This window comes from Moorella glycerini, assembly GCF_009735625.1.
GTDB lineage: Bacteria > Bacillota > DSM-521 > Neomoorellales > Neomoorellaceae > Neomoorella > Neomoorella glycerini.
This window is the reverse complement of sequence record NZ_CP046244.1, coordinates 1,618,030-1,642,733: the sequence shown is the minus strand read 5'-3', so window position 1 is coordinate 1,642,733 and position 24,704 is coordinate 1,618,030. Positions and strand designations below refer to the sequence as shown.

The 24,704-nt window shown below is 50.8% G+C and carries 21 protein-coding genes and 2 tRNA genes; 5 read left to right on the top strand and 18 right to left on the bottom strand.

From position 1 onward, the window contains the following. The first annotated feature begins 90 nt into the window (after positions 1 to 90). From MGLY_RS08180 to MGLY_RS08170, 3 genes are all read left to right on the top strand, one after another. Entirely contained in the window at positions 91 to 2,940 is a 2,850-nt protein-coding gene (locus MGLY_RS08180) for an MASE3 domain-containing protein (protein WP_156272945.1), read from the top strand. Positions 2,941 to 3,056: 116 nt separating this feature from the next. Further along, positions 3,057 to 3,950 carry an HD domain-containing phosphohydrolase gene (locus MGLY_RS08175; protein ID WP_156272943.1) on the top strand — a complete coding sequence of 298 codons (894 nt, stop codon included), beginning with the start codon at positions 3,057 to 3,059 and terminating at the stop codon, positions 3,948 to 3,950. Next, a complete protein-coding gene (locus MGLY_RS08170; protein ID WP_156272941.1) occupies positions 3,925 to 4,335 on the top strand; it encodes a response regulator in 411 nt (136 codons plus the stop codon). The genes MGLY_RS08175 and MGLY_RS08170 overlap by 26 nt, the downstream gene beginning before the upstream one ends. A gap of 355 nt (positions 4,336 to 4,690) precedes the next feature. Here MGLY_RS08170 and MGLY_RS18475 read toward each other — a convergent pair whose 3' ends face one another. The 9 genes from MGLY_RS18475 to MGLY_RS08130 all read right to left on the bottom strand — a co-directional run bounded on the left by MGLY_RS18475 (position 4,691) and on the right by MGLY_RS08130 (position 16,969). After that, entirely contained in the window at positions 4,691 to 4,816 is a 126-nt protein-coding gene (locus tag MGLY_RS18475) for a hypothetical protein (RefSeq protein ID WP_277997909.1), read from the bottom strand. 393 nt (positions 4,817 to 5,209) lie between these two features. Continuing rightward, positions 5,210 to 6,730, bottom strand: coding sequence for a B12-binding domain-containing radical SAM protein (locus MGLY_RS08165; RefSeq protein ID WP_156272939.1), 1,521 nt, complete (start codon positions 6,728 to 6,730; stop codon positions 5,210 to 5,212). Positions 6,731 to 6,895: 165 nt separating this feature from the next. Next, on the bottom strand, positions 6,896 to 7,798 hold the full coding sequence (locus tag MGLY_RS08160; protein ID WP_156272937.1) for a DUF3800 domain-containing protein: 903 nt from the start codon (positions 7,796 to 7,798) through the stop codon (positions 6,896 to 6,898). Positions 7,799 to 7,824: 26 nt separating this feature from the next. Next, the gene (locus tag MGLY_RS08155) at positions 7,825 to 11,118 is read right to left on the bottom strand and encodes an N-6 DNA methylase (protein ID WP_156272935.1); all 3,294 of its coding nucleotides are present in this window, start codon (positions 11,116 to 11,118) and stop codon (positions 7,825 to 7,827) included. 24 nt (positions 11,119 to 11,142) lie between these two features. Then, positions 11,143 to 12,816, bottom strand: coding sequence for an ATP-binding protein (locus tag MGLY_RS08150; protein ID WP_156272933.1), 1,674 nt, complete (start codon positions 12,814 to 12,816; stop codon positions 11,143 to 11,145). Positions 12,817 to 12,854: 38 nt separating this feature from the next. Further along, complete coding sequence (locus MGLY_RS08145; protein WP_156272931.1) at positions 12,855 to 13,988, bottom strand: hypothetical protein; 1,134 nt, start codon at positions 13,986 to 13,988, stop codon at positions 12,855 to 12,857. A 46-nt stretch (positions 13,989 to 14,034) separates the two neighbouring features. Then, positions 14,035 to 14,559 carry a thermonuclease family protein gene (locus MGLY_RS18215; protein ID WP_246187446.1) on the bottom strand — a complete coding sequence of 175 codons (525 nt, stop codon included), beginning with the start codon at positions 14,557 to 14,559 and terminating at the stop codon, positions 14,035 to 14,037. Positions 14,560 to 15,178: 619 nt separating this feature from the next. Then, positions 15,179 to 16,525: an IS1380 family transposase gene (locus tag MGLY_RS08135; RefSeq protein ID WP_156271486.1), complete on the bottom strand. Its 1,347-nt coding sequence runs from the start codon at positions 16,523 to 16,525 to the stop codon at positions 15,179 to 15,181. Positions 16,526 to 16,645: 120 nt separating this feature from the next. Continuing rightward, complete coding sequence (locus tag MGLY_RS08130) at positions 16,646 to 16,969, bottom strand: PIN domain-containing protein (RefSeq protein ID WP_156272929.1); 324 nt, start codon at positions 16,967 to 16,969, stop codon at positions 16,646 to 16,648. Between the two features lie 242 nt (positions 16,970 to 17,211). Between MGLY_RS08130 and MGLY_RS18005 the strand changes: the two genes are divergently transcribed. Both MGLY_RS18005 and MGLY_RS18000 read left to right on the top strand, forming a co-directional pair. After that, a complete protein-coding gene (locus MGLY_RS18005; protein WP_211662109.1) occupies positions 17,212 to 17,604 on the top strand; it encodes a thioredoxin domain-containing protein in 393 nt (130 codons plus the stop codon). Then, positions 17,594 to 17,875 (top strand): hypothetical protein, encoded by a 282-nt coding sequence (locus MGLY_RS18000; protein WP_211662108.1) that lies wholly within the window; start codon positions 17,594 to 17,596, stop codon positions 17,873 to 17,875. The genes MGLY_RS18005 and MGLY_RS18000 overlap by 11 nt, the downstream gene beginning before the upstream one ends. Positions 17,876 to 17,915: 40 nt before the next feature. Here the strand turns inward: MGLY_RS18000 and MGLY_RS08120 are convergent, their stop codons facing one another. The 9 genes from MGLY_RS08120 to MGLY_RS08090 form a co-directional block, all read right to left on the bottom strand. Then, a complete protein-coding gene (locus MGLY_RS08120; RefSeq protein ID WP_211662107.1) occupies positions 17,916 to 18,236 on the bottom strand; it encodes a ribonuclease toxin HepT-like protein in 321 nt (106 codons plus the stop codon). A 29-nt stretch (positions 18,237 to 18,265) separates the two neighbouring features. After that, positions 18,266 to 18,400 (bottom strand): hypothetical protein, encoded by a 135-nt coding sequence (locus MGLY_RS18470; RefSeq protein WP_277997908.1) that lies wholly within the window; start codon positions 18,398 to 18,400, stop codon positions 18,266 to 18,268. Positions 18,401 to 18,402: 2 nt separating this feature from the next. Next, a complete protein-coding gene (locus MGLY_RS18210; protein WP_246187445.1) occupies positions 18,403 to 18,597 on the bottom strand; it encodes a hypothetical protein in 195 nt (64 codons plus the stop codon). 41 nt (positions 18,598 to 18,638) lie between these two features. After that, on the bottom strand, positions 18,639 to 18,782 hold the full coding sequence (locus MGLY_RS18205; protein ID WP_246187444.1) for a hypothetical protein: 144 nt from the start codon (positions 18,780 to 18,782) through the stop codon (positions 18,639 to 18,641). A 601-nt stretch (positions 18,783 to 19,383) separates the two neighbouring features. After that, a tRNA-Val gene (locus MGLY_RS08110) sits at positions 19,384 to 19,458 on the bottom strand. 15 nt (positions 19,459 to 19,473) lie between these two features. Continuing rightward, positions 19,474 to 19,549: transfer RNA gene (locus tag MGLY_RS08105), tRNA-Ala, on the bottom strand. A 300-nt stretch (positions 19,550 to 19,849) separates the two neighbouring features. Then, positions 19,850 to 21,268 (bottom strand): transposase family protein, encoded by a 1,419-nt coding sequence (locus tag MGLY_RS08100; protein WP_156272927.1) that lies wholly within the window; start codon positions 21,266 to 21,268, stop codon positions 19,850 to 19,852. A gap of 2 nt (positions 21,269 to 21,270) precedes the next feature. After that, entirely contained in the window at positions 21,271 to 22,182 is a 912-nt protein-coding gene (locus MGLY_RS08095; protein ID WP_156272925.1) for a Druantia anti-phage system protein DruA, read from the bottom strand. Positions 22,183 to 22,355: 173 nt separating this feature from the next. Next, on the bottom strand, positions 22,356 to 24,170 hold the full coding sequence (locus tag MGLY_RS08090) for an IS1634 family transposase (RefSeq protein WP_156272643.1): 1,815 nt from the start codon (positions 24,168 to 24,170) through the stop codon (positions 22,356 to 22,358). Between the last annotated feature and the right edge of the window lie 534 nt (positions 24,171 to 24,704).

The window sequence follows — 24,704 nt, the reverse complement described above, 5'->3', positions numbered from 1 at the left end:
GTGATTTTATCCTTGACAACGGCGCTGATTACCACCAAAATATACTAAGAGCACCTGTCGCTGGTTGTCAGAAATAGGGAGTAGGGGTGCATGATCTCCCAGTTAGCGCATGTCTTCCAGGCTATCTCCAGGCATGGTCGGCAGCAGTTCAGGAATATTGTCTTGGGCGCAGCGGTGATCCTTGCCCTTTACCTAACGGCCAGGTATAATTATCTTTTGTTTCATTCTCTTGTGGAAGGATTTGCCATCATTGTTGCCGTTTTAATCTATGTCTTGTCCACCCTGACCTACCGCTATTCCCACCATAATTTTTTGTTCTTCCTGGGCACCGCCTATCTCTTTGTGGCCATCCTTGACTTTTTCCACCTGTTGGCCTACCAGGGCATGGGGGTGTTCCCGGGCTATGGCCCCGACCCGCCCACCCAGTTATGGATTGCCGGCCGGTATGTGGAAGCGATATCCCTTTTTTTGGCGCTCTTTCTGGCCCGCCGCTCTTTCTCCCGCCCCCTGGTTTTCGGGACCTACGCCGCGGTTACCGGCCTGCTGTTGGTCCTTATTCTCGGGCTGCGGTTTTTCCCTGCCTGCTTCGTCGAAGGTCAGGGCCTCACCACCTTCAAGGTGGCCAGCGAGTACCTTATTTCCGTGCTCCTGGTAGGCAGCATCAAGGGGCTTTCCCGGCTACATAAAGAAAACAGCCGCCCTGAGTACCGGACCCTGATGCTCGCCATGGCCGTCACGGTCCTTTCCGAGTTGAGCTTCACCCTGTATACTGATGTCTACGGGGTTATGAACATGGTGGGGCACCTCTTCAAGGTACTCTCCTACTACCTGGTGTATCGGGGCGTTGTGTCGGCCGGCCTGGAGGCGCCGTACGATACCATTTTCCATGACCTGCAGGCCAGGACCGCGGAAGCTAAAAAGCAGGCGGAAGTGGCGGCCACCCAGTTGGGCCACATCCAGGCAGTGCTTTATTGCTCTCCCGACGGCATCTGCACCCTGGACCGGGAGCATACGATTACGACCTGGAGCCAGGGTACGGAGAAGATCACGGGATACCCGGCCCGGGAGACCCTGGGGCGGAAATGCCGGGAGATCCTGCGCCATACCCTGCCCAACGGCGAACCGCTCTGTGGTACGTCCGTGTGCGCCCTCTGCCGGGCTTTCCAGGGCGAGCATGTTGAAGGCCTGGAGGTCTACATCACCAGCCGGGACGGCCGCGTGGTCCCTTTGCAAATTAGTGCAGCCCCGGTGGAGGTGCCGGGCAGGGAAACCGGGGAAATCGTCCAGGTGTTCCACGACCTTACAGCTCTCAAGACGCAGATGGCCGCGGTGGAAAGGGCTAACCAGGCTAAAAGCGAGTTCCTGGCCACCATGTCCCATGAGCTGCGCACCCCTCTCAACGCAGTCATCGGCTTTGGGGAGCTCCTGCGGGAGGAGAGCGCCAGGCTAAATGAGAGGCAAGCCAGGTATGCCAGCAACATTGTTACTGCGGGCCAGCACCTTTTGAGCCTCATCAATGACATCCTGGACCTTTCTAAGGTGGAGGCCGGGAAAGCCACCTGGGAGGAAGGGCCTTTCAACCCCGCGGAACTTTTGCAGAATGCCGCCAGCCTCTTGCGGGAGCGGGTAGAGGAAGCCGGCCTGCAAATAGAGCTCGACCTGAGCCCCACCCTGCCGACAAGTGCTTACGGCGACGAGCGCAAGCTAAAGCAGGTGGTGTATAACCTGCTGGCCAACGCCATCAAGTTTACCCCTGCGGGCCGGAAGATCGGCCTGCGGGCGGCCAGCGAGGGAGACCGGCTGCAGGTGAGCGTCTGGGATGAAGGCATCGGCCTGCCTCCTGATAAGCTGGAAGCCATTTTCCAACCCTTTTACCAGATAGATACCGGGCCGGCCCGCCGCTATCCGGGCACCGGGCTGGGGCTTTCCATTGTCAGGCAGTTTATCGAGCTGGGCGGCGGAACGATCCAGGCAGCCAACCGGCCGGGTGGCGGGGCCTGCTTTACCTTTACCCTGCCGATACGGCAAGTGGGGGATACAGTGGTTATCGGCCGGCTGGGCGGGGCAGGGGCCGAGGCAGCGGCCACGGCGGCAGGTGCAGTTACCCCTATCGAGTCATGGCGGCCGCCGGCCTCTAAAGGGATGGCTTTGATCATTGAAGACGATGCTGGGTTGGCTGCACTTTTCTGCAGTTACCTGGAGGAAATGGGCTATGCTCCCCAGGTGGCCCGGGATGCCCAGGAGACTTTTGCCTGCCTGGAGCGCGAGCGTCCCTCCCTCATTACCTTGGATATCCTGCTCCCCGGGGAAAGCGGCTGGGATATCTTGGTGGCCCTCCAGCAGCATGAGGATTGGCGCTCCATCCCGGTGATCATTATTTCCGTGCTGCCGGAGAAGGAAAAGGGTATGGCCCTGGGCGCGGCAGCATATCTAGTAAAACCAGTAGACCAGGAAAAACTGTATTTTACTGTGGCCCAGGTTTTGAGCCGCCAGGGGAGTGCCCCGCGGGCGGGCGAAGGGGCACCCCGGGTATTGATTGTTGATGATGAGCCGAGCGCCGTAGAAATCATGACAGGTTACCTGCAGGCCCGGGGGCTGAACATAGCCGGGGCATATAGTGCGGCCACCGGCCTGGCGCGGGCTGTCCAGTGGCAACCCGACGTGATCATCCTGGACCTGCTGATGCCGGAGGCCAGCGGTTTTGAGTTTCTGCACCAAAAGGAGCAAAACCCGGCCATTCGCTCCATCCCGGTGATCGTCCTTACCGTTAAGTCCCTCACCCCTGAGGAGCGGCAGTACCTGGCCCGCTGCACCTCGGCTGTGTACAGCAAGGTTGACCTGTTTAAGGGTGAATTTCTGGAGCAACTCCAGAAAGTTATTGATAAGGGGCCCCTTGCCGGGAAGGAAGGAGAAGTATTTGACACTAAACGGTGCGTTTAAGCTGAGTATAAAAGGGCGCCAGCCGGTAATCTACGCCGTGGAGGCCGACCTATTGAGCGGCGAGCTCCTGGAAGCACTTTTGACCGATATGGGGGCCAGGGTCAAGATTTTCCTTTATGCAACCGATTTTCTCCAGGAAATTGCTGGGGATGGGGAGCTTCCCGATATTTTTATCTTCGATATTATGCTGCATTATGCTGCCCGAAATGACCGGGGTCGAGCTTTTGCGGCGGGTAAAATCCTTTCCCCGTCTGCGTTCCATCCCCGTCGTCCTGCTCACCGCGATGGAAGATCTGGAGAGTAAGAACGCGGGTTTTGCAGCCGGGGCTGACGATTATGTCACCAAGCCTTTCCAACCAGTGGAATTATGCCTGCGCCTGCGCGGCCTGCTCCGCCTGAACGAGTACCATGATCGCCTGGAAGAAGTAGACAACATCTTGAAATCCATGGTAGCCATCGTGGAAGCCAAAGACGTCTACACCAAGGGCCATTCCCTGCGGGTGGCCCAGCTCGTGGCCGCCATGGGCCGGGAGGTCAATTTGGAGGAAGAAAAGATGGAAACCCTGTACCGGGCGGGGCTGCTGCACGACATCGGTAAAATTGTCGTAGATTCCGGTTGCCTCAACAAGCCCGGGCCCCTAGAACCTAAAGAAATGGCCGTAATCAGGCGCCACCCCGAGACCGGGGCCGTCATCCTCGGCCAAATGCAACGCACCGCTCCGATAGTACCTCTGGTACGGGACCACCACGAGCACCTGGACGGCTCGGGCTACCCGGCAGGCAAGCGGGGACAGGAGATTTCCTTCCTGACCCGCCTGTTAAGCTGCGCCGACGTTTACGATGCCCTCACCAGCGACCGGCCCTACCGCAAGGCCATGCCCCGGGAAAGCGCCTTGGGTATCATTGAAGCAGAAGTCGCCAAGGGCTGGTGGGACCTGGAGGCCTTTCGCCTGCTGGAACGGGTGGTAGAAATGGAGGAAGGGTATGGCCATGCGGGTGTTAATTATTGAGGATAACGATTTGAACCTGGAGCTGCTTCTTGCCATCCTGGAACAATTGGATCTCCAAATGGAACTCTTAACCGCCACCGATGGCCGCCAGGGGTGGGAGATATTTCAAAAAGAGGGGCCGGACCTGGTGTTTCTGGACATGCAGTTGCCGGTGGTGGATGGGTTCATCCTGGCCGGCCGCATGAAGCAGGCGCGTCCCCAGACAGTTATTGTGGGCATTACCGCCTATGCCATGACCGGGGACCGGGAAAGGGTGCTGGCCAGCGGGTGCGACCACTACCTCGCCAAGCCCGTCACCCCGGCCGCGGTGCGCAACTGCTCTCCCAGGTTCCTAGGTAGTCATAAGAGGGCCATACAGCGCCCTGCTGCCCTGATTAATGCTTGATTGAGGTACTTTTTGAATTTTCTCATATTCCATCTCCTCACTTTTAATTTCATAAAGTAGGTAAGGCAAGGCTTATGTAACTACACATTTTCCATCTCGATCTCCTCCTTTCAGCTTATACTATAACCGTCTCTTATTAAAATATATGAGAACACCTTAAGAAATACCTAAGAAGATGGTTCGGGTTTAATATAACTTAATCTGCCTCTCCAGGCCCTCTCCACATCCTCGCCGCTTCCTCTCCGTTTTATGGACGATTGTCTCATAAAGTGAGATTAAACATCCTCTAGCTGCCGCACCGTCACGGGGCAAGGAATGCAGTTGGAGACCTCGACCCCTTCGCTTTCAATAGCCATTATAGCATGAAATTATTATTATCCACCGGCTGCACTACCTGAAAGCGGTAGCCCGCCGACATAAGGCCCGCCACCGCACGCCCGACCCGGGCTTCCTCAACCTGCGCGATGATCTCCTTCAGCATCGTACCAGCCTCCCGTAAGCGTAATCGCCGGGACCTGCCCGGCCGCCGTGGGCAGACCGCCGGCCCGGCCGAGGTCAAGGGCGGCGAAGCCGGCGCCGGCCGGAGGGTTGGGACGGTACGGAGGGAGGCCGGCGCGAACCCTTGCCCGAGGCCGCAGGGCCGGCGGTACAATGGAAGGGCCGGGAGGAAAGCGGGTTTCAGGAGGAGCGGGCCGGGCGTCGGCAGGCGCCCAGGGGGAGAGAGACTCCCAGGCATTATCTTATTACCATTTAGGCAGCGTGAGGCTATCGCCGGAGCTTAGGGCTAGTCCTAGAAAGACACTCCATTTGTACCCAAGGTAAGTTAAGAATCGATGACTAACCTGATTAGACCGATTGGCAGTAGGTTCATCTGTCAAACATCAACTTCCTTATACTCCTTTATTAACTCACCAACATCGCTATTCAGGAGTTCCCGAAAGGTTTTACTTACCTTTGTTGGCCCGAAAAGCTGAAAAGATTTGCTACGGTAATGGGTATTAAGGGTAAACATCAAACGTTGGAGGTCTATATAATCAGATAACGTACCTTCGTTGAGTTCTAAAAAAGGGTAGAGCTTGCCATTAAGCATATGTAAGTTCTTATCCCAGCCCCGCTCGGTAATATAGGAGAGGTAGGTATTATAAATTTTTGTCCCTGGAACTGGGGCGAAAAGCATGGGTATAATCGAACCCACAACTTCAGAAACGAAGATAATGGTCTGAACTACCTCTTCAATTTTTTCTTCCGGAAGACCGTAGAGTACAAAGGCATTAACCTCTAAGTTCCTTAACCTAAACCCCGCCCTCTCAGCCATCTTGGCCGCCTTTACGAAATGCTCCAGAGTAACATGTCTCCGGCCCAGTCTGGTAAGTTGGGTTTGGGCGATACTTTCTAAAGGAAGATAGATCTTTTCCATATGGGCTGCTTTCATGAGCTCCAAAAGACGCTGAGATTGGCTTAAAGCTCTTACATCTAATCCCTCAGGAGCATGAAGGCGAAAAGGCGCTTTTCTTTCAATTAGGATTTCTAAAATGCGTTGAAACCCGTTTTCATAATCGTGCAGCAAAGCATCGGCATAAAAGGCGAACTCCCGGATACCGTAACTCTCGTACTTAAAATACATCTCCTTCACTACGTCTTCCGGCGGGCGCTGGCGTACCTGGCGGTGCCCACCGTTAAGGGTGCGCTGGGCGCAATAACTACAGTTGTAAATACACCCCCGGTTAGGAGTAATAATTGCATAATTAGGAGGTTTGGGATAGAGCGAAAGATCCGTCCACATATCACTGGCCTCGGCTACCTCACCTACTACAATAATATCTGCCTGAGTCATGGTAGCTGCGTGCTCAGGAACAAGGGTAGGGTAAACTCCCCCTAAAATTACGGTAGTCTTGCGGTCAAAACGGTATTTGAGTCTGGCTATAAGATCCCGTACAGCCTCCCACCAATAAGTCATAATGGCCGAAATCCAGATCTCATCAGGGGGGTTTTGAGCAGTAAATCCCTGGCCATCCATCCAGATTTCAAATTCCCGCCAGGTTTTGCCAAAATGATATTTATATAAACGTAGCTCTTCCCCATCTTTGCTAATTACTATTGGCTTAATAGGCGAATTGGGTTCCTTACCTGGTAAATCGTACTTCTCCTCGGGGTTAATACGATGTCGGGGAACTTTTCGTTCGGCATCCGTTTCCAAGAAATCAAAAAGCTCAACCCGCTTATAACCGCATTTTTTTAGCCAAGCCCCAATACGCAAAAGACCTGCTGGTTGTGACCACTCCGACCAGTATTGGGTATCATAAACGGGAGGGTTGATCAACAGGGCTGTTTTTTCATGGGGAAATCCGTGAAGGGAGTTTAAGGAAAAATTTCTATTGATTACAACGATGCCCATTTTGCGTCACCATTTCACAAGTAAATTTATCCAAAATTAAACTTCTTCTTGCAAGCATACACCTGATATGTTATGATTATAGTAATCCAGATAAGTCTGGAGGTGGATGGCCCGGGAAGGGGGCCAGCGTGGAGAGCTGCGGCCAAATGGCCCGGCTTTTCATTTTTATTTTAAAAACACTTTACCATATCCCTCGATCTTTCCGGAATAATGGTGGCGATTAAGCTTATTTTCCACTGTAGCTACTATTTGCTCTCCAAATTTGCCCCTGAAAACCTCTGGCTCAATTCTGCCATTTTCCAACAATATTTGCTGCTTTAAAGGGTAGGCCAAAATATCAGCAACCTGCAACCCGGCAATATTAGCAGTTTTTGGTTTGAGTTTGATTTCTTTACTCGTTAAAGTCTTTTGGAAAAAGGTTGCATCCCTAAACTGTGTCCCGGAGTTATAAAGATATTGATAAGCTTTCCTTAGTTCCTGATCCTCTGTTTTTCCCCGGCTTTCCGCCAAAACATCTCCCTGGGCATTATAAAAATTTAAGAAACCACAGTAGCGCTCAAGCATTGCCGCCATGCAATAATGGTAGGGATGATAGGCGGCATTGCCATAACGCTCTATATGGGACTTTTTGTCAATTACAACCACAATTAACACATAACGCTGCTCTTGAAGGAAGGTGAGTAAGTCGTTATTAAACTGTTCTTCCTTTTCCGGTTGCCGCAGCCGCCAAAATGGCCCTTCTTTATTGACTAACTCCTTACGGTGAAGAATTATAGGGTCATCTGGACTATGCGGAAAATGCTTTTGCTTTAAGGCCTCCAGGGACGGGTAAAAAGAGGTACGGTATGCCTCATATTCTACAATACAACCAAGCAACCCTAAATATCTTTTTTGAATTTCTTTTAGTTCCGGGTAATAATCAATAGAAAACGCTAACTCTTTATTTTTCATTGTAATAGTTAAATTTTGTTGCTCTTTTCTCCCATACGAGTGATCCCCGGACTCGTCAATGTAGAGCCTGAATCGCTTTCTTGCGGTGATCGTTTCTAATCCTCTCCCTGCATACAAAGCATAGTAATTGGGTTAACCAAAGCTTAAGCGAGTTCTGCCAGGGAATCCTTAATATCTTTTAATTCGGCTTCAGTCAATCCCCAAAGTCGGGCTGCCAGCAGGTCTATTTCTTCTTCTATCTCTGCCAGAGCCTTATTGTCGCCATTTACTACCATAGTATGGGCCTTTTGTGAAAGGGAGGCAAGGGTAAAGTGTAGCTTATTCGTTGGGTCAAAAATGGGAATTGCTACGTTCTCTAAAATATGTGGGTCGCCAAAGCTTTTGCCACCTTTCATTGAGTATGATTGCAAGGCGAAGTTGACCGTACTGGAGTTCATCAAAGCACAAAGGTAATGAGCTTCCGCGGGTTCACCACAAGCGATAAGCGTCACAATATGCTGTGGCAGTAATACTTTCCCATCCAGCAGCTTATCAATAACAGCTGCTTCTATTTTTGAAGCAATATTAGGCCACACCACTTTGTACGGGTTAAATGTATAATCGCCTACATCAAACATGGAATAAAAAGGCCCTGTCTCTATAACATTCCCGTTACGGTCCTTGCGAATAAAGTAACGTTTAAAAGCCGCTCTTTCTCGCAAAACCTCCTCAAACCGCTTTAGGTAACTGTAAGTCCTGGGGTAACGTTCGACCATCTCATCTTCAGGGATCCCGCGGCGTCTTACCGGGTCCTGAGCCATAATTATCCAAGCCGAAGGCCTGGCCTGCCATTTACGTACGTCCCGGCCGCGCAGGAGGGGGTATAGAAGGTCCGGCTCGATGGCAGCCGTGACTTCCTCCACTTCCCTCTTCGTCCCCTCGGTAATATTGCTCACTACCACCAGGCCGTCCGGCCGCCGACCCACAATCTCCACCCAGTAGACGCCGTTGGCCCCGCCAGAATTAACCCCTTCATGAGCTTTGTATTCCGAAAGCCCTATAATTTTTTTGACCGCCTTTATTGCCTTTTCTCTGCCGGTAAGCCAAGCTGAGGTAGGATCATCGGCCGCCACCGGCCCGGCAGCAAACTGCATAACCCGTACACGTCTGAGTACTTCGTCCAGGTCCAGATCGGGAGAGATTCTATTACCCCTACCTGATTTACGCCAGTAATTATAGCCTACCGGGTAGCGGTTAGGCATACCCTTTTGCAGGATAACAATGCTGGTGCGATTGCTGGCGCCCTCAAAGGGCTGTAGTTCGGAAAGGTCATCTACAAACATAACCCGTACGGGAACCTCTCCAGGTAGCTTAAACCGCCTGAACCCCTGGCCGGCTCCCGAGGTTTTAAATACCGATTGAGTAATCACAAAACCGAGTTTCCCCTGTGGCTTGAGGTAGCGATCCATTGCCACATAAGTAAGCAACATAGAGATATCCTTCTTGCCCTTGCCCAGGATGGTATCCATGCCGCCGTGGGGAAAGAGGCCATAATACTCCCAGAGAAATTTGGTGTCCGCCCGGTAGTCTTCCGGCAGGCTTTCCCAATTTACCCAGGGAGGATTACCTACCACATAGTCAAAGTAATTTTGCCGGAAAAGAGGCTGGAAGGCATTCTTGATAATACTTGCCCAGATGCCGTTAAGGCCGCCTGCCTCTAAATCTAATAGCTTTTGGTAGAGGTTCTCCACCAGGGCTATATCCCTCTCGTCCTGACCCCCCAGGAGGGGAAAACTGGCTAATAGACGCCGGTGGAATTGCGCTAGAGATAGTTTATCCCTTACACCCTCTTCCAGAAGGCCAGTCAGCCGGTCAACATAGCTGGCATCCACCAGCGATTTGGGGAGGGTAAAGGTGCCCACCGGCTCGGCCGCCTTAAAGGAGACGGCATTTTGCTGCATGGATTTTAGCGGGTTCTGTTCCTCACTGGGAGTTAAGATCGAGTCGGCCAGGTAAACAGGGATGTCTACTTCTCCTCGCCGGTGAGCCAGTAGATCACCTATGGCTAATAAATAATTTGTACGGGCAGAAATCACCGCCAGAGGGTTAAGGTCAAAGCCCACCACACCTTCCAAGATCTTTTCCAGCACCTGACTTTCAGGGATCATTTTTTCCAGGGCGTACTCCCGCATCTTACGGATGGCCAGAACCAGGAAGGTACCCGAGCCACAGGCCGGATCAAGGATCTTTTTATTTAAATCCCCCTGGAATTTCCCGGCTTCCAGTTGGTTTAGAAGCCTCTCGGCCAGCCAATCAGGGGTGTAATACTCACCCAGGTTGTGCCGCAGGCTGGCTGGCACCAGCTGCTGGTAGAGCTTTTTTAAAAGGTCACGGGTTTCCTCAGGGTCAACATCCAGGGTTACGAGAGAATAATCGGCGAGGGTCGCGATAAGGCTGCTCAAGGCAGAAGCTATGGCCTCATCCCAGGTATCTAAATACCAGTTGAAAAAATCCCCCTCCAGGAAATTCTTTAAGCCGAACTCGCGGAATATGCCACCTTCCTGCAGGTTTTTGCGCAGATACTTGAGGAGTTCATCTGGAGGGAAACTTGCTACCTGGGCCAGCCCCGTGCCAAGGCGGGGAAAAGCATAGTAAGTCACCACCTGCATGGCCAGGATCTTGATAAAAGTGGCGTAGTAGGTATGCAGGGCAAAGAAAAAGGGTAGGGTTTCGACCCGAGTGCTCTGGACCCCAAAACGGCGGGCTACTGCTCCTATCTCCAGCTTGGAGGAATTCTCGGCATAACCGCAGATCTCTCTGAACTGCCGGGACCACTGGTCAAAGAGCACTTTTACCCGCGAAGAATAACTCTGGATTACGGCCTTATAGAAAGTACTGACCACTTTCCGAGAAATAACGGTATTCTCGCCAAAATCATCTATCAGCTTATCAGGAGTTACCGCTTTTTCGGTACTTAAAGAAGTGAGATAGCGTAAGAAGCGCTCGGTGGAGGCCGGGCTCACCGGTAAGGGGTCGTCCTCCAACCAGCGGTCCTCTTTGTAACGGGCAAAGATATAGTATGTACCGTCCAGTACCACCCCCGCCAAACGCTCTCGCCGATGTCGCTCGAGACGGTGTAACGCGTCAATATACTGCTTCACCTGGTCCAGGGCATGACGGTTGGACCGGGTCTTATTGCTCTTATTAAGGGAGCGGGGCCTTTCATATTCCACCACCAATCGATTGTAAACCGTATCGGCCCTGCCATTTAGTAATGTACGTTCATGTTCGGTGTGAAAATTAAGACCCAGGCGCCGCCCAAATTCCTCAATGGCCGGGGCCACCCTTTGCCGGAACTGCTCTTCGTTACCCCCTATTCCGGCCTGCCTGATCAGGGCGGCTACCCTGGGGGCTTCTTCTTTAATGATACGCTCGGTTTCTAAAATATCTAAGGACATAAATCTTCTCCCTCTCCTCTTTATCTATTTCTGTTCTTGTCGATAAGCCGGCTTGGGGAAGATAATTTTCACCGGCTGGCGATAGACAGCATGGTTGATCAATAGTTCTCCCTTGCCCAGACGGGTCATGCTCATTTTTAATTCATCGTCGAGGAACCGGTAATCCGGCTGGGCCACTTCAGCCGCACCAGTACGTCCCAAAACTTTGGTAGCCGCGTTGCCGGTAACGCGGTTGTGTACTGCACTCATAAACTGCTGGGCGGAAATGAGGATTAGCCCTAAGGAGCGGCCGCGCTCGGCAATATCCAGAACCTGCTCGGTGATGGGAGAAACTCTTGAACCACCAGGTGCATATTTATTCAACTCGTCTACAAAAAAGATAATCTTTTCAGGAATGGGGTCCGTGCGGTCTTCAGGCTCTTCAGCTTTTAGCTCATAGACGGTACGCAGGAGATCCCCGAAAACCAGGGTCTGTTCATTATCATAGAGCTTGGCAATATCTACTACATAGGTATACCCGCCCTTAATTTTGCGGATTTCCTCGGCAAGGACCTTCTCGTTTTTGGCCCTGGCATCTACAAAAATTCCTGACTGCCGCGTATATACTAGCCGTCGTAGATTCCGCCGGAACTTACCTACAGAGGATTTATGGTGGTCGCCCCATCTTTGGGTCTGTCCGTCGCGGAACAAAGGTGGACCGTTCAGTAGTTGGGTCCAACTGTGGACATTTCTGAACTCCCCTTCGTTATTTACAATTCCTTGCATGATATCCCCAATAATAGCCTCCATTGTACCAGTAGGATCGGAAACATCTGTAAAAAGCAAGTCTAGTTTATCAGCGGTAGAGTCAATATCATAAGCATAGATATGATAAGTATCAGGCTCATAAAAACTGTTGGGCCTACCAGGGTGTTCGGCGCTACGAGGCAGAAGATATACAACATTTTTAAAGGGTCGAGGCTCCAACCCCAGGGCTTCCCATTTCTCCATTTCTTCTACCGGCAAAGGCGGGCCGGGCTTATCGATCTGCAAAAGATCGGCCTGTTTTACGTTCAGGATTATTACGGCAATCTTTTCTGGATCTGGGGCTTTCTGAAGAAGCGCCTGGATAATAAACATGGCATAGGAGGTCTTGGTAGCCAGTCCGCTTATACCGGAAATGTTAATATGAGCCGATTCCGGCCCCAGGATGTAACGCCTGTCAAGGTAGGCGACTGTAGAAGCGCCATTGCTCATTTTGATCAAGCCGGCAGGCACCCGGTCAGCCACCGGCATCTCGGTAATCCCCAAAGCTTCTTCTATACCACCTGGATCGGCAAAATACACCAGCTTCTCATTTGCCACCGGCATATATATATCTTTATTGTTGCTTAAGACGTTTACCCTGGCTATAGTGGCTCCCTGACGCAAAGTATTGGGTTCTTCGGAAAGCTCTCCAAAATTATTGGAGATAAAATTGGCCAGGTGATTGGGCGCATCGGTTCTGTGTTCCAGTAGAGTTACTAAACCATAAGTTTTACTGGGTTCCCCGGCTTCAGGACTAACCTGCTCTACCTGAACAATATCAAAGGGGTTTACAATCACTCCTGGAGCCAGCCAAAAGCTAAATTTATCGGAAGTATTGGCCTCCCTTTCGGTAGCTGAAGAGCGTCCTAAAGGAAATAGAGCCGTATTTAGGCTATCATTATCATTAGACATTTACGTCGCCCCCTTGCTTAAGTATTTTTGGAAATATCCTAACGCCGGGGCCAACGAATGGCTCCCAGAAGCACATCTTGAGAAAAAAAACGACTTTTAATTACCTGTTCAGCTATAAAGATGGGATAAAGGTGGCAGTGCCAGCGGCGATCGCGACCGTAAGGGGCAACATTGCGCTCGGCTACTAAAGCTCCGGATATTAGATCTGCAAGTTCCGCATCCACCGGGGTCTTGTGAGGACGCGGCAACTCAACCTTGACCACTCCCATAAGAGGGTAATCTAGTTCCCGTTGCTCTCGTAAACGAACATACCAAAAAGCCACCTTGCCGCCGTAAGCACTAAAGGCCACAGTGCGATGGGCATGAGGAAGACCCGCTAAAATTGCGGTAACATCGTGGCGTTCTTGATTGCGGCCATGCTTGCGACCAAAATAAAACTGAGGGTCTTTACGAAAAGACTTGGCCACCCCAATAAGATAAGGACTATTAACAAAATCATCCAGTTTAACCGCCCCATCGAGGATCAGCCAGTTACTTTCATTCCTCAAACCTTCGGTGGCTTTAATGAGCTCTATCTCTAACTCATGCATGCGATGCCTGGCCTTTGCACCCGCCTTATTACGTAGGTCCCCTTCCCCTTCCTCGCTTTTATTAAGCGCATGCTTTTTATCAACGTTATGAATTTCTATTAGTCCATCTGCTGTTTTAATTTTTTCGAGCTGTTGCCATACAGCATCTGAAACACCTTGGGCACCTTTAGGAATTAAGAGTAATACTTTATGGTTGCTAGCAAGCACCTTTACATTTCCGTCATAATTACGCTCAACTACTGCTGCCCCTACTTGAGCTAGCTCAATAGGGAAAGAACGGGTACCTTCAATACCGGTTGCTAAAAAGTAAGTACGTATGCTACCGTCAATGAAATAACGATAGAAGGGTTTTTGATGGCGAAATATAGGGGGAGTAGGGCGGTAAAGATTGGTCAACTTGGGCTCAGGTACTTCAGCAAAAGCTGTCACTTCACCTACTTCATTGTTTATTAAAACGTCTTCTAACTCTTCGGGGTCCGGATGTAGGTAATCTTCAACTGCCTTTCCAGCCGCCGGGAGAACATCAATATTTTCAGCCAAAACCTCTAAAATGGGAGCCAATTCCCTTAATGGATTAGGCATTTTTTATAAACCTTCTTTCCTCTAACCTATCATTTATGGTTAGCATCTATAATTCTTGCTTCGCTTTGACACCACCTCGCAAGGCCGGGGCTGGTGCGGTCACGGCCGCACTCCAGAGGCCCTTGCCCGCCTCCCGGGCCTCCCTTTGGAGTTTCGTGAATAGGTCGGTGTCCAGCTCCAGGTAGACCTGCCTGCCGGCCAGCCGCTTCTGGGTGTAGGCCGCCGCTTCTTTGCCGTAAGGCTGCTCTTTAATTCTCAGGTCCGGGTGGGCGATCTCGGGAGTATTGACGCCGATCAACCTCACTTTTTCTTCCCGGCCGCCTATTTTGACCTGCAGGGTGTCGCCGTCGGCCACATTAGTGACCACGGCCGGGAGGACCTTGAGCGGGCCGGCGGCCGGGTTATCAGTTTTTGGCTGTTGCTCTGAACCCTGCTGGTTATTGGTGGCATTTTGGGTGTCGGCTATTTTCGCACTACTCGCCGTACTCTGCTGCAGCGCAGAGGAAGCGCCGGGGCTGCCGCTGCACCCGGCTAGAATGGTTGCTAAAAAAGGAGCAGCACGGTGAACCACAACCAGTCCTTACTTCTCGCGCAGCCTGTTCAGGTTTTTCTTCAACCTTTCTTCTTTTGCTTCTCTCTAAACAGCGTTCTCTATCGTAAGCCTTTATTAAGCCCTGTCACCTGACCCCAGCCAACACATTAAGCTGATCTGTTATGCTTAGATAATTACCTGAATCCGTGATAATAACAACTGGGTAGAACTCGCACTAACAGTAAATGGTATTAACAGTTATATTTAACATCTGCTGATACATTGAATTGGGTCTAAAGTTGATTATGTGGACGAAGGCTATTTACTCTTACCTTGGGTCCCCTGGATAAGGGAATAACAAAGTAGACCTCTCGTCCTAAGAGGCTTGGAGCCTGCTTATACAGCTAACTGGAGCTAGAAGTTCTGTCCTGAATCCGTGATAATAACAACTGGGTAGAACTCGCACTAACAGTAAATGGTATTAACAGTTATATTTAACATCTGCTGATACATTGAATTGGGTCTAAAGTTGATTATGTGGACGAAGGCTATTTACTCTTACCTTGGGTCCCCTGGATAAGGGAATAACAAAGTAGACCTCTCGTCCTAAGAGGCTTGGAGCCTGCTTATACAGCTAACTGGAGCTAGAAGTTCTGTATTAAGCCAACGCTTTATATAGGTACCGGAAAGCTGGATACCACGGGCTGTGCTGCCCAAATCGTAATTTGACCTGCCGGGCGTGGTGAACCAGCCGGGACGCTATGGTAATCAGGTTTTGTATAACGGTACGCAGCCGCCGGCGTTGAGCTTTCTTATTGCGCAGCGGTACCTCCTTTAGCGGGAGGCTAAACTGCCCCAGAAGCCTTAGAATGTTGTAGGCGAAAACACCCAGGTGTAGCACCAGGTCATTGGTGGCAAACTTGCCGCTGGGCAGCCGTTCCAGGTCTAAATCGTTTTTGATTTCACTGTGGAATTGCTCACTGGTGCCGTGGTCGTGGTAGAGGGTAATGATATCCTCCACCGGGTCGGGTAAAGTGGTCCAGTAGGTTTCGACCTCAATTTCCGGGACCAGGAGAAGCTGGCCGTTTCGTAATATCGTCCGCTCGGTGACCTTATACACCAGACGGACAGGGGTGTCAGCACCCTCGATTTTCACCATCTGGTGCCCCCGATAGACGGTTTTTCCCTCCCGTTCTAGGGTGGCGGTACCATTTTCCTTGGCAATGGCCAGCCAGGCCTCCGGCGTTTCCTTGCGCAGGTTACGCTTAATGATAAAATCGGCTTTGATTTCCGGGTCCAAACAGACCTGGAGATTATCCTGGCTGTCATTACCGCCATCCATCCGTACTAAAAGTGGCAGCGAAGTGATAGCGCGAGCAAAGGTTAGAGCTTGTCGCAGGAACTCCGGCGTCCCTTTTTGGCAATGCTGTTTCCCGGCCCGCAGTTCGGTATGGACGCAGTAGCCTTCCCTACCGAGGTAGGCGAAGATAGGCGCATAACCGTCGTAGCCCTTATAGGTCCTGGAAACACCCTCTTTCTTGGAATTTGAATTATCAAAGGGAGTAACATCAATATCCAAAGGGACATATTGGCGCTTTAGTTCCCTGGAACCCAGGGTAACAGGAGTTACCGGTGCCTTAAGTTTCTTAAGGAACCTGGCCGTTTCCTCGAGGATAATCTCCTGGTAGGGTACACTATGAGCTATCATATCCAGGCGCTGGCGCAGGGTAGGGCTTGAAGGCACATCCTGAATACCCAGCGCCGCAGCGAAGAAGGGGTCATCCCGAAAAAGCTCAATATGGTCAAAATCACTGCGACCCTGGCAAAGCAGGCCCACGTAAGAGGTGATAACATCCCCGTGAGAAATATCCGGAGAAGAAACACCAGGTATCCGGGTCTTATTTAGCCTGAGTTTCAGAGCAGTATGATCAATGATTTCCCCCACCAGAGCCAGTCCGGCAACGGGGGTAAGGTGTTCATCAGACTGTTCAATGATGAATTTCATGGCCGCACCTCGCAGGTGAACATGGATTCGTTTGCCATCCAGCCTATTATACCTTATTTTTCGCGAGGTTTTGAGCCATATCCAGATATTTTGTTATTGGGTTGTCACGGATTCAGGTAATTATTCTACGATTTCCTGGAATATCCTGCAACCGGGGTCCAGTTCTTGTGTGGATAGGTCTGGGAGGGGCGTAAATTTACGGGTCTCAGTCACGACTCCTATGTGGTTACCCGGTAGATATATACCCTCCAAAAAACCGCCATCAAAAACAAAAGCCCGCCGGCAGTTTAGTAAGCGCATAGTAGCTAAAGAAATACAGTCCACCACTCCCCAGTTCTTATCCTGGTAATCAAAGAATATTTTCAGCCCGGCTTCCTCCATTATCTGGCTAACCCTTACACTTGCAATCCAAGCCGAGGCATCAACAAAAACGGCCCTGTTCATTGTTTCCCCTCTTGCTCGAGGCAACAACTCCGGGCCAGTTTCGACCCCCTATACGGCGGTTTCAGCGAAGCCCCAAAATTCCCCAGCCCCCATTAGCTTTTATTTTTACTGCGTTACTAGAAAAGATATGATGAGACGGGCGCCCTGGCCATGGTGAAAAAAGCCTGCAGGCCATATACTGCGGTGGCATTTATGACCATATCGGTTTTGGCTTTGCCCGCTACGCCACCGACCGCAGCTGGATGGTCCCCCACTTTGAGAAAATGTTGTACGACAACGCCCTGCTTGCCCTGGCCTACCTGGAAACCCGGCAAGCAACGGGCAATGCTGTCTACGGCCGTGTGACCCGCGAGATATTTACCTATGTCCTGCGAGATATTACTGACCCGGAGGGTGGGTTTTATACCGCCCAGGATGCCGAATCCGAAGGGGAGGAGGGCCGTTTTTATCTCTGGACCCCCGACCAAGTACGGGAGGTCCTGGGTACGGAGGAGGGGGAGTTCTTCTGCCATTACTTTGATATTACCGCCGGGGGCAATTTCAAGGGGTGCAGTATTCCTAATTTGATCGACCGGGAAGAAGCTCTCTTTACCGCTGGTACTGGTGGCAATGGGTTTAATGGTGATGCTGGATAAACTTGCCTATGCCACGGCAGCCGCCAGGGCGGCCCGATTTATCCTTACCCACTTGCGCGATGCAGAAGGGCGCCTGCAGGCCCGCTACCAGGAAGGCCAGGCGGCCTACCCGGCCTACCTGGACGATTACGCCTTTCTCACCTGGGGGCTCATCGAACTCTACCAGGCCACCTTTGAGTTAGGTTACCTCCGGGAAGCCCTGGCTTTGACGCGGCAGATGCAGGAACTCTTCCGGGACGAAGACACGTGGCGGGTCCCGGCCGACGGCTGACGGCAGGCAGGCCGGGTAGCGCCTGCAGCAAAGAGGTCCTTCACTGTTTTTCGTTCTTCCTTGCTTCAAGAAAAAGAAGAAACCTTTCTAGTTCCCTTTTTGTGCACTCCCAAATTTCCACTAGGTTATCCAGTAAAGGCTTTATGCGGGCAGGAGAAAGACGGAAGGTATATATATTGCGCACAACGTGACGGAAGCCCCTGTATTCATCCAGGCTGATCCTGGTTTCCCTGGAGATGACAGGGGGACGTATTAGTTCAATCTCTACCGCCATCTGGCGCAAGAGCTCCTGATGCCAGTTTTGTCCCTCCGGCTTACTTTGCTCCACATTGACGGCAATTAGTTCAAAAATCCTTTCCAACCCCGTATAAAAGCTGTGAAGATTAAAAGCTACGCTGTCAAGGTAAAAATCATCGCCTGAAAGTTGATGCGTTCCCATCCGGTTCGGGCCCGGTCGACGGACTGCTGGATTTCAGCGAGCTCATCCCGGATGCGGCCGGCCAGGGCAAGGTACTTCTTTTTCATATTCATAGCTCGACCCCTTCGCTTTCAATAGCACTGCGTAAAGAGTCCCGGCAGGCTTCCGGGTCAACAAGGTCTACTTTAAACTTTTCACTTAAACCTGTCACCACCCCTACTGCGGCGTAAAACTGGTCGTCCGGGATGCCCCACGCCGCCAGGTCAACATCGGACCAGCGTGTAAAGCGGGAACGATCAAGCAAGGAGCCGAAAGCTACTACTTTTTGGGCACCATATCTCTCTTTTAAGATGGCTGCAGCTCTGGTAGCAACCTGCCAGGCTTATAACGTTCGGTTAGGGACGGGTCAGTTTGCGAAAAATCGTCGGTAAAAGTAAAAGGGTATTTTTTAGCGTAATAAGCAGCCAGTTCGTCAGGTTGGGTACCCATATTTAGCCCCCCTGCTAAAATAGCGTTGTCAGTTTCGTCCCTCATTCTCTTTCCCATAGTTCCAGTAATTTAAGTATACCACAGTAACATTGCAGCATAGAGTTATTATCCGGCTGCACTACCTACCTGGACCCCAGCCACCACATTAAGACATTAAGGCGGAGCTGTTATGCTTCTTTAGATAATTATTCTACGATTTCCTGGAATATCCTGCAACCGGGGTCCAGTTCTTGTGTGGATAGGTCTGGAAGGAGCGTAAATTTGCGGGTCCCAGTCGCGACTCCTACGTGGTTACCCGGTAGATATATACCCTCCAAAAAACCGCAGGAATTTTTACTCCTGCGGTCCTTGTATAAAGACATTATGACCATCGAGAAGCCGTAGTTGGCCGCCAGCTTCAGCATTTCCTCAATCGCGATCACCCCTTTGGTTTAAAAAAGAGGGGCGAGCCCCTCGCTATGCGGCGATAATGTCCGTGACATCCCTGGCGACGATGCGTGTATCTAAAAGAGCAAGCCATCGGCAAGCTGGATGGCCTACACGGTTGCTACACCAGCAAAATTTTTAGCCCTCCGGTAATCCCCGGAGGGCTTGCTATACCTGGTGGGCACGGCAGGGATTGAACCTGCGACCTCTTGAATGTGAGTCAAGCGCTCTCCCACTGAGCTACGCGCCCGCAGAAAACCTTTTTTGGTGGACGTGAGGGGATTCGAACCCCTGGCCTCTAGAGTGCGATTCTAGCGCTCTCCCAACTGAGCTACACGCCCTTATCCTTAGTGCAGGTTTAATTATATTCTTTTCCTTTATACCTGTCAAGTATATATGTCAAGTGTCAGTGCTGACGCATGAAAATATATAAAGACAAAGTTCAGGGACCAAAATCAGGCGAACGAACAGTGAGAACTCAAAAAGGGGAGGTAGGTACCCTCTATAAACGATAAAAAAGCTCCGAACAGGAAAAAAGAGGGGTAAAATTGAGTACAGCAAAGCAAGCCATCTTTATGTAAGCGGCTATAAGCTACTTGAAGGTAAAGAATTAAGTTGTCGCTGACGCAGAGATTAAAGTTTCAAAAGGCCAAGCGTATTCTGGGCGGCTTAGTGCAGAGAGCCAACAATTGGTCGCGATCAATCCAGGGGTTGCTCCAAGTCTCCCGGAGGAACTTAAGGGTTCCCCTGAAGCCCAATTGTCGAACTTTCTCCACCAGGGCTTCCGTATGTAGTGTCAAGATATTTAACAGATGTCCCAGGTGCATAAGCAAATGCCAGTTTTTCATTGCCGTCCAGTTCAGAGAGAAAGCATGTTCATACTGATAACCTTGATGTTTTTCTACCAGGATATTTTCTTCAATGTTCCAGCGGTGGCGGGCCCCATGATTGCAGCGGGCGATGATATTCTTTTTGGTGAAAGGTCGCGAGGATACCCAGGCCCAATGGGCTTCCTTTTTTTCGCCTTTCTCTTCCCACGTCTCTGTACATCCCGCTACATGAATTTTGAACCGCCGCCAGGCTCCGGAAGCCTCCTGGAACTCATAGTCGATATCGTTGGCCCACCAGAAGTTTTGCTCTCTGTTCCCCCAATGATACTTGAGTTTCTGGTCCTTTTCCAGTTTTCTAAGGCCTCCCGCCTCTTCCCAGACACTTTTCAGGCGGTCCTGGGGTAGGATAAACATAAAGTCCAGATGTAATTGGCGGCACAGGGCCATCATGGGTCCATTGGCGTACAGGCCATCGGCTACTACCATGATACGTAGCTTGGGAAAGGCTTTGCGCAGGCGTGTCAGCAGCCTTTTGCCGGCTTTTAGTTCGCAATCCTGCTTGGTGAAGGCCTCTTTTTCCCCTATAGGGTTCTCGCAGAACTCGGTGAGCAGGGGGATGGTTACCCCCTGGGGACCGACCAGAACTGCTTCTACCGTATAGGCAATATATGATACCTCTTCCCCATGTTGCCGGTGGAGGGCTTCTTCAGCAAAAGGTAAACTGCGCACCAACTTCTGGGTCCCATCAACGGCTATGATATAATGCTTTTCTACCAGTAAGGCCTGCAGCCGGCGGTTGCGCAGCAGTCGTTTGATGGTTTGTATCAGCACTTCTTCTAACTGCTCCGGATTGATCTTTGCCAGCAGACGATTAACGGTGTCCATATGAGGGATAGTGTCAATCTCCGGAAAAACCTCCCGCAATAGCTCCCAAAAGACGGGCCGGGTCAGTTCCCGGTTGGCTTCCCTCCTGGAGTTATAGGCGAAGACGAAGAGAAATAGCCCAAAGGTCAACAGGACAGTCAGTTTATGCTTAATACTCTGGGGACGGCGGGGGTCGGGTATGCGCGCGAATTTCTCGAGCAATACTGGTAGATACGCCCGCCATACTGGTAGCTGCGCTGCTAAAGCCCCTTGCCGGTCGTCTTTCTCTTCTTGGCTGGTGGCATAGGCGCTTTTACAAGTGGGCAGGGTAGACGGGTGGATGGACCCGGGATGCCGTAAGGCCATGCTTATTCCCCTCCCTCGTCCAGGGTTTCTTCAACAGGCTCCGGGAAGGGTTCCACCAGCCGCCGGCGCCAGTCCCGTACCAGGGGATATACCCAGATTGTTTTAACCGTGACGGCATATTGCTTAAAGGCGTCCTGGCGGCCTCGACCTGCGGTTTCGCCAATTTTAATCCAGTTGGCCGCCCGGTAACAGGTGCCCTGATACTCGGGTTCAACAAAGGTTTCTAATAAAACCGGTTCATAACCATAGCGTTCCCGCCAGTCCGCCCGAATGCGCCGCGCTACCAGGGAAAGGGAGTGGCTGGCTAGATGGGGAATGTGCACCTCCGGCAGAATCAAAAAGCGGTTGTTGTTGACTATACGCGGGCGATAGCGCCGGCGTTCCTCAGCTGTCCAGCCAATCCACTTATCCCGCGCCGCCACCGCCTTGGCAGCAGCTCCAAACAACATCGCCCCTACTATCTCCCGGCCTCTCACTCCCTTTACCCTAATCCAATACCGCTGTTGCGCCCCGATGGCCCGCAGATACCCTAAAGGATGGTAAGCCGCCATGGTGGCGTTCCAGTCCGCCCTCTCTAAAGGGGTGACCGGATCTATGGTAACCGGCGCCACTTCTTGAAGTTTAGCCTTAAGCCGGGTCTGTATCACAGTTCCCAGTCGCTCCCCGCCGACTTGGCGTACCTTATTCTTTTGCAGCGGTGGTAAGGTAATGACCCCTTTTTGTTCTAATTCCAGCAGCTTTCTGCAGGCTTCCATCTTTAATCGTCCGTTCGGGGCCTTCCAAGGCAAATTCTCGCATATGGTCGCCGCGATCTCTTCACGGCTTAAATGGAAAAATTCCTTTACTGTAATACGTATTAAGTTGATATCCGCCTGGGTAAACTCTCGGTCGCCAATCGAAAAAGGCACGTCCATCTGAAATTTCACCTCGCTACTTTCCCAAGGCCATTATCTCAGATCGGCTCGTGCCTGTCCAGTCCTATTTGCGATAAATTTTTTTCGAAACCCAACTTTGACACCGCCCCTTAAAAATCAAGGGGTCCATAGGGACAATTGTCACTACAACCCCTTTCTGGGGCTCTTAGTGGCTACCTGAAGGTTAAAATTTTAGGTGGAAGTGGAAGGCCCAAAATTTTTAACAATTCACTCTGGCTTTGTCCGGGCTGGGTGATACTATAAATCCGCTTATCAAGAAACTGCTGGTCAACAGCCTTTATCTCTTCTAATAATTCCAGGATACGGCGGCCGCTTTTATGGGCAACCTTCCAGCGGCGTAACTCTCTTTCTTGACTTTCAGGATCAGGGATTTGTTTCGCCTTAAAAATCTCATCTTCAATATATCGGCGATGTATCACCTCCAGCCATTTTTCAAAGAGATAAGCCAGCACACATATAAAGATGTGTCCCTTAACCCGACTTTCGTTGTAGTGGTAGATAGGCCTCAAGCGAATGAAGTCCTTGATATGGCGAAAGGCGGTTTCTACCTGGAGCAGGTTTTTATAGGCGGCAATTACCTCCTCAGCTGGCAGGTCAGCATTAGTCTGGATTAAAAATTTGCCGTCCCGCAAAGCCTCTTTAGCCAGAGCCGGCTCATTAATTTCAAAGTTGAAAGACTTGCCGTCATAAGTAATATCAAAAATTGGAGCAAGGCCCTTCTTGTTAAGGATAGCAGCTGCTTTAAGCATGACTCCTTTTGTGGTAGGCTTGCGCCCCCGCCGCGGGGTTTCCCGGGCCAGCCTGTCTTTCAGCTCTTGCAATTTTATCCTGGCTTCTTCTATCGCTTTGACCCGAAATTCATAATCCTCTTGGGCTTTGAGAGGATTGTGGCAAAGGATATAGCGAACCGGAGGCTCGAAGTTTTCCTTTTCTTCCTCTTCTCCCTCTACCAAGTTTTCTTTAGGGGGAGCCTGTACCTGCTCTGGTGGTACTTCCACATAAAAGAGGGGGTTATCGCCGTCTATTAGCTGGTATTCTTCGAGGTTTTGGTACCTGGCCAGTAGTTCATCGCTCACTTCCCGGCCGCGTTTATGAAAGCCCAGGATATAACGGAAGTTAGCCTCCTTGAGTTCTTCTAAATTATGACTGGTCAGCATACCCCGGTCGCCCACGAAAATACAGCTCTTGATGGCAAACTTTTGCTTAAGTTGTTCGATGGCGCCAGCCACGGTTACTTTATCAGGTATATTACCTTCAAATACCTGGTGGGCAATAGGCATGCCTTCCGGAGTCACCAGGAGGCCAATATTAATTTGCCGGCAGTCCGGCCGGTGGTCGCGGGAATAACCGAACCTGGCCAGGGGGCAATGGGTACCTTCAAAGTAGCTGCTGGTCAAGTCGTAAAACACCAGGTTAAGCTGATAACTCAAGAGATCCGTAAGCCGGTTGTACAAGTGGCGTTCCAGATAATCCTTCATTTCTTCCAGGACGTCAAGAGTACGGTAAAAATGATGCAACTCAGGCTGTTTCTCTTCCAGTTCCGGCAGGTAAATTTGCCTTAACCATTGGGATACTCCAAGCTTGCTTTTAGGAGCGATGAGGCGGTTTAAAATCATAATCTTGGTGCATAAGGCCACATCCATCTCTACTTGACGATTTTGGAGATAGTTTTTAAAGAAGGCGTCCAGGTCCAGTCGCTCCCAGAAAAAATTCACCACATAGGGGATACCATAATGCTTGGTGCCGAAGGTCTGGAGGTCCTTAACAGTGCCCAGCTCATCTTCCTTAAGGAATTCCCGCAGTTTATTAATAAGCCGCTGTATCTCTTCCTGGGAATACTGGTCGATGTTGCCTAAATGCCCAACCTGGCGCTGTTTTACCTTGCCTTTTTCCCGGTAGGATTCTACCAGGACCAGATAATGGTAGGTATGGCCGCCGCGCCTGGTAGTGATAATACGGGGGAACAAAGGGGCATCACCTCGGTTATCGTCATTACTATTATACCAAGAGATGCCCGGCGTGAAAATACTCTAAGGCAGATTTGTTTTCACTACGTTTTGCCGACTTCGGTAGAGAAAGATCGTTGATATTACTAGTCTTGGTGGTCTTTAAGCCCTTGAAATAGAAGTTTTAGTGTCAAAGTTGGGTTAAATGGAAAAATTCCTTTACTGTAATACGTATTAAGTTGATATCCGCCTGGGTAAACTCTCGGTCGCCAATCGAAAAAGGCACGTCCATCTGAAATTTCACCTCGCTACTTTCCCAAGGCTATTATCTCAGATCGGCTCGTGCCTGTCCAGTCCTATTTGCGATAAATTTTTTTCGAAACCTGTTATTTATTCAGGCGTCGCAAAGCCTTCTTTGTTGATGCGTCAGCACTGGTCAAGTGTGAATGTCAAATATACCTGTCAAGTATACCTGTCAAGGCGAATTACCCGCAGTTTTATTTTACATTATTTTCCATCACCAGCAGGATTTAACCTTTCCCTGGCGAATATTAT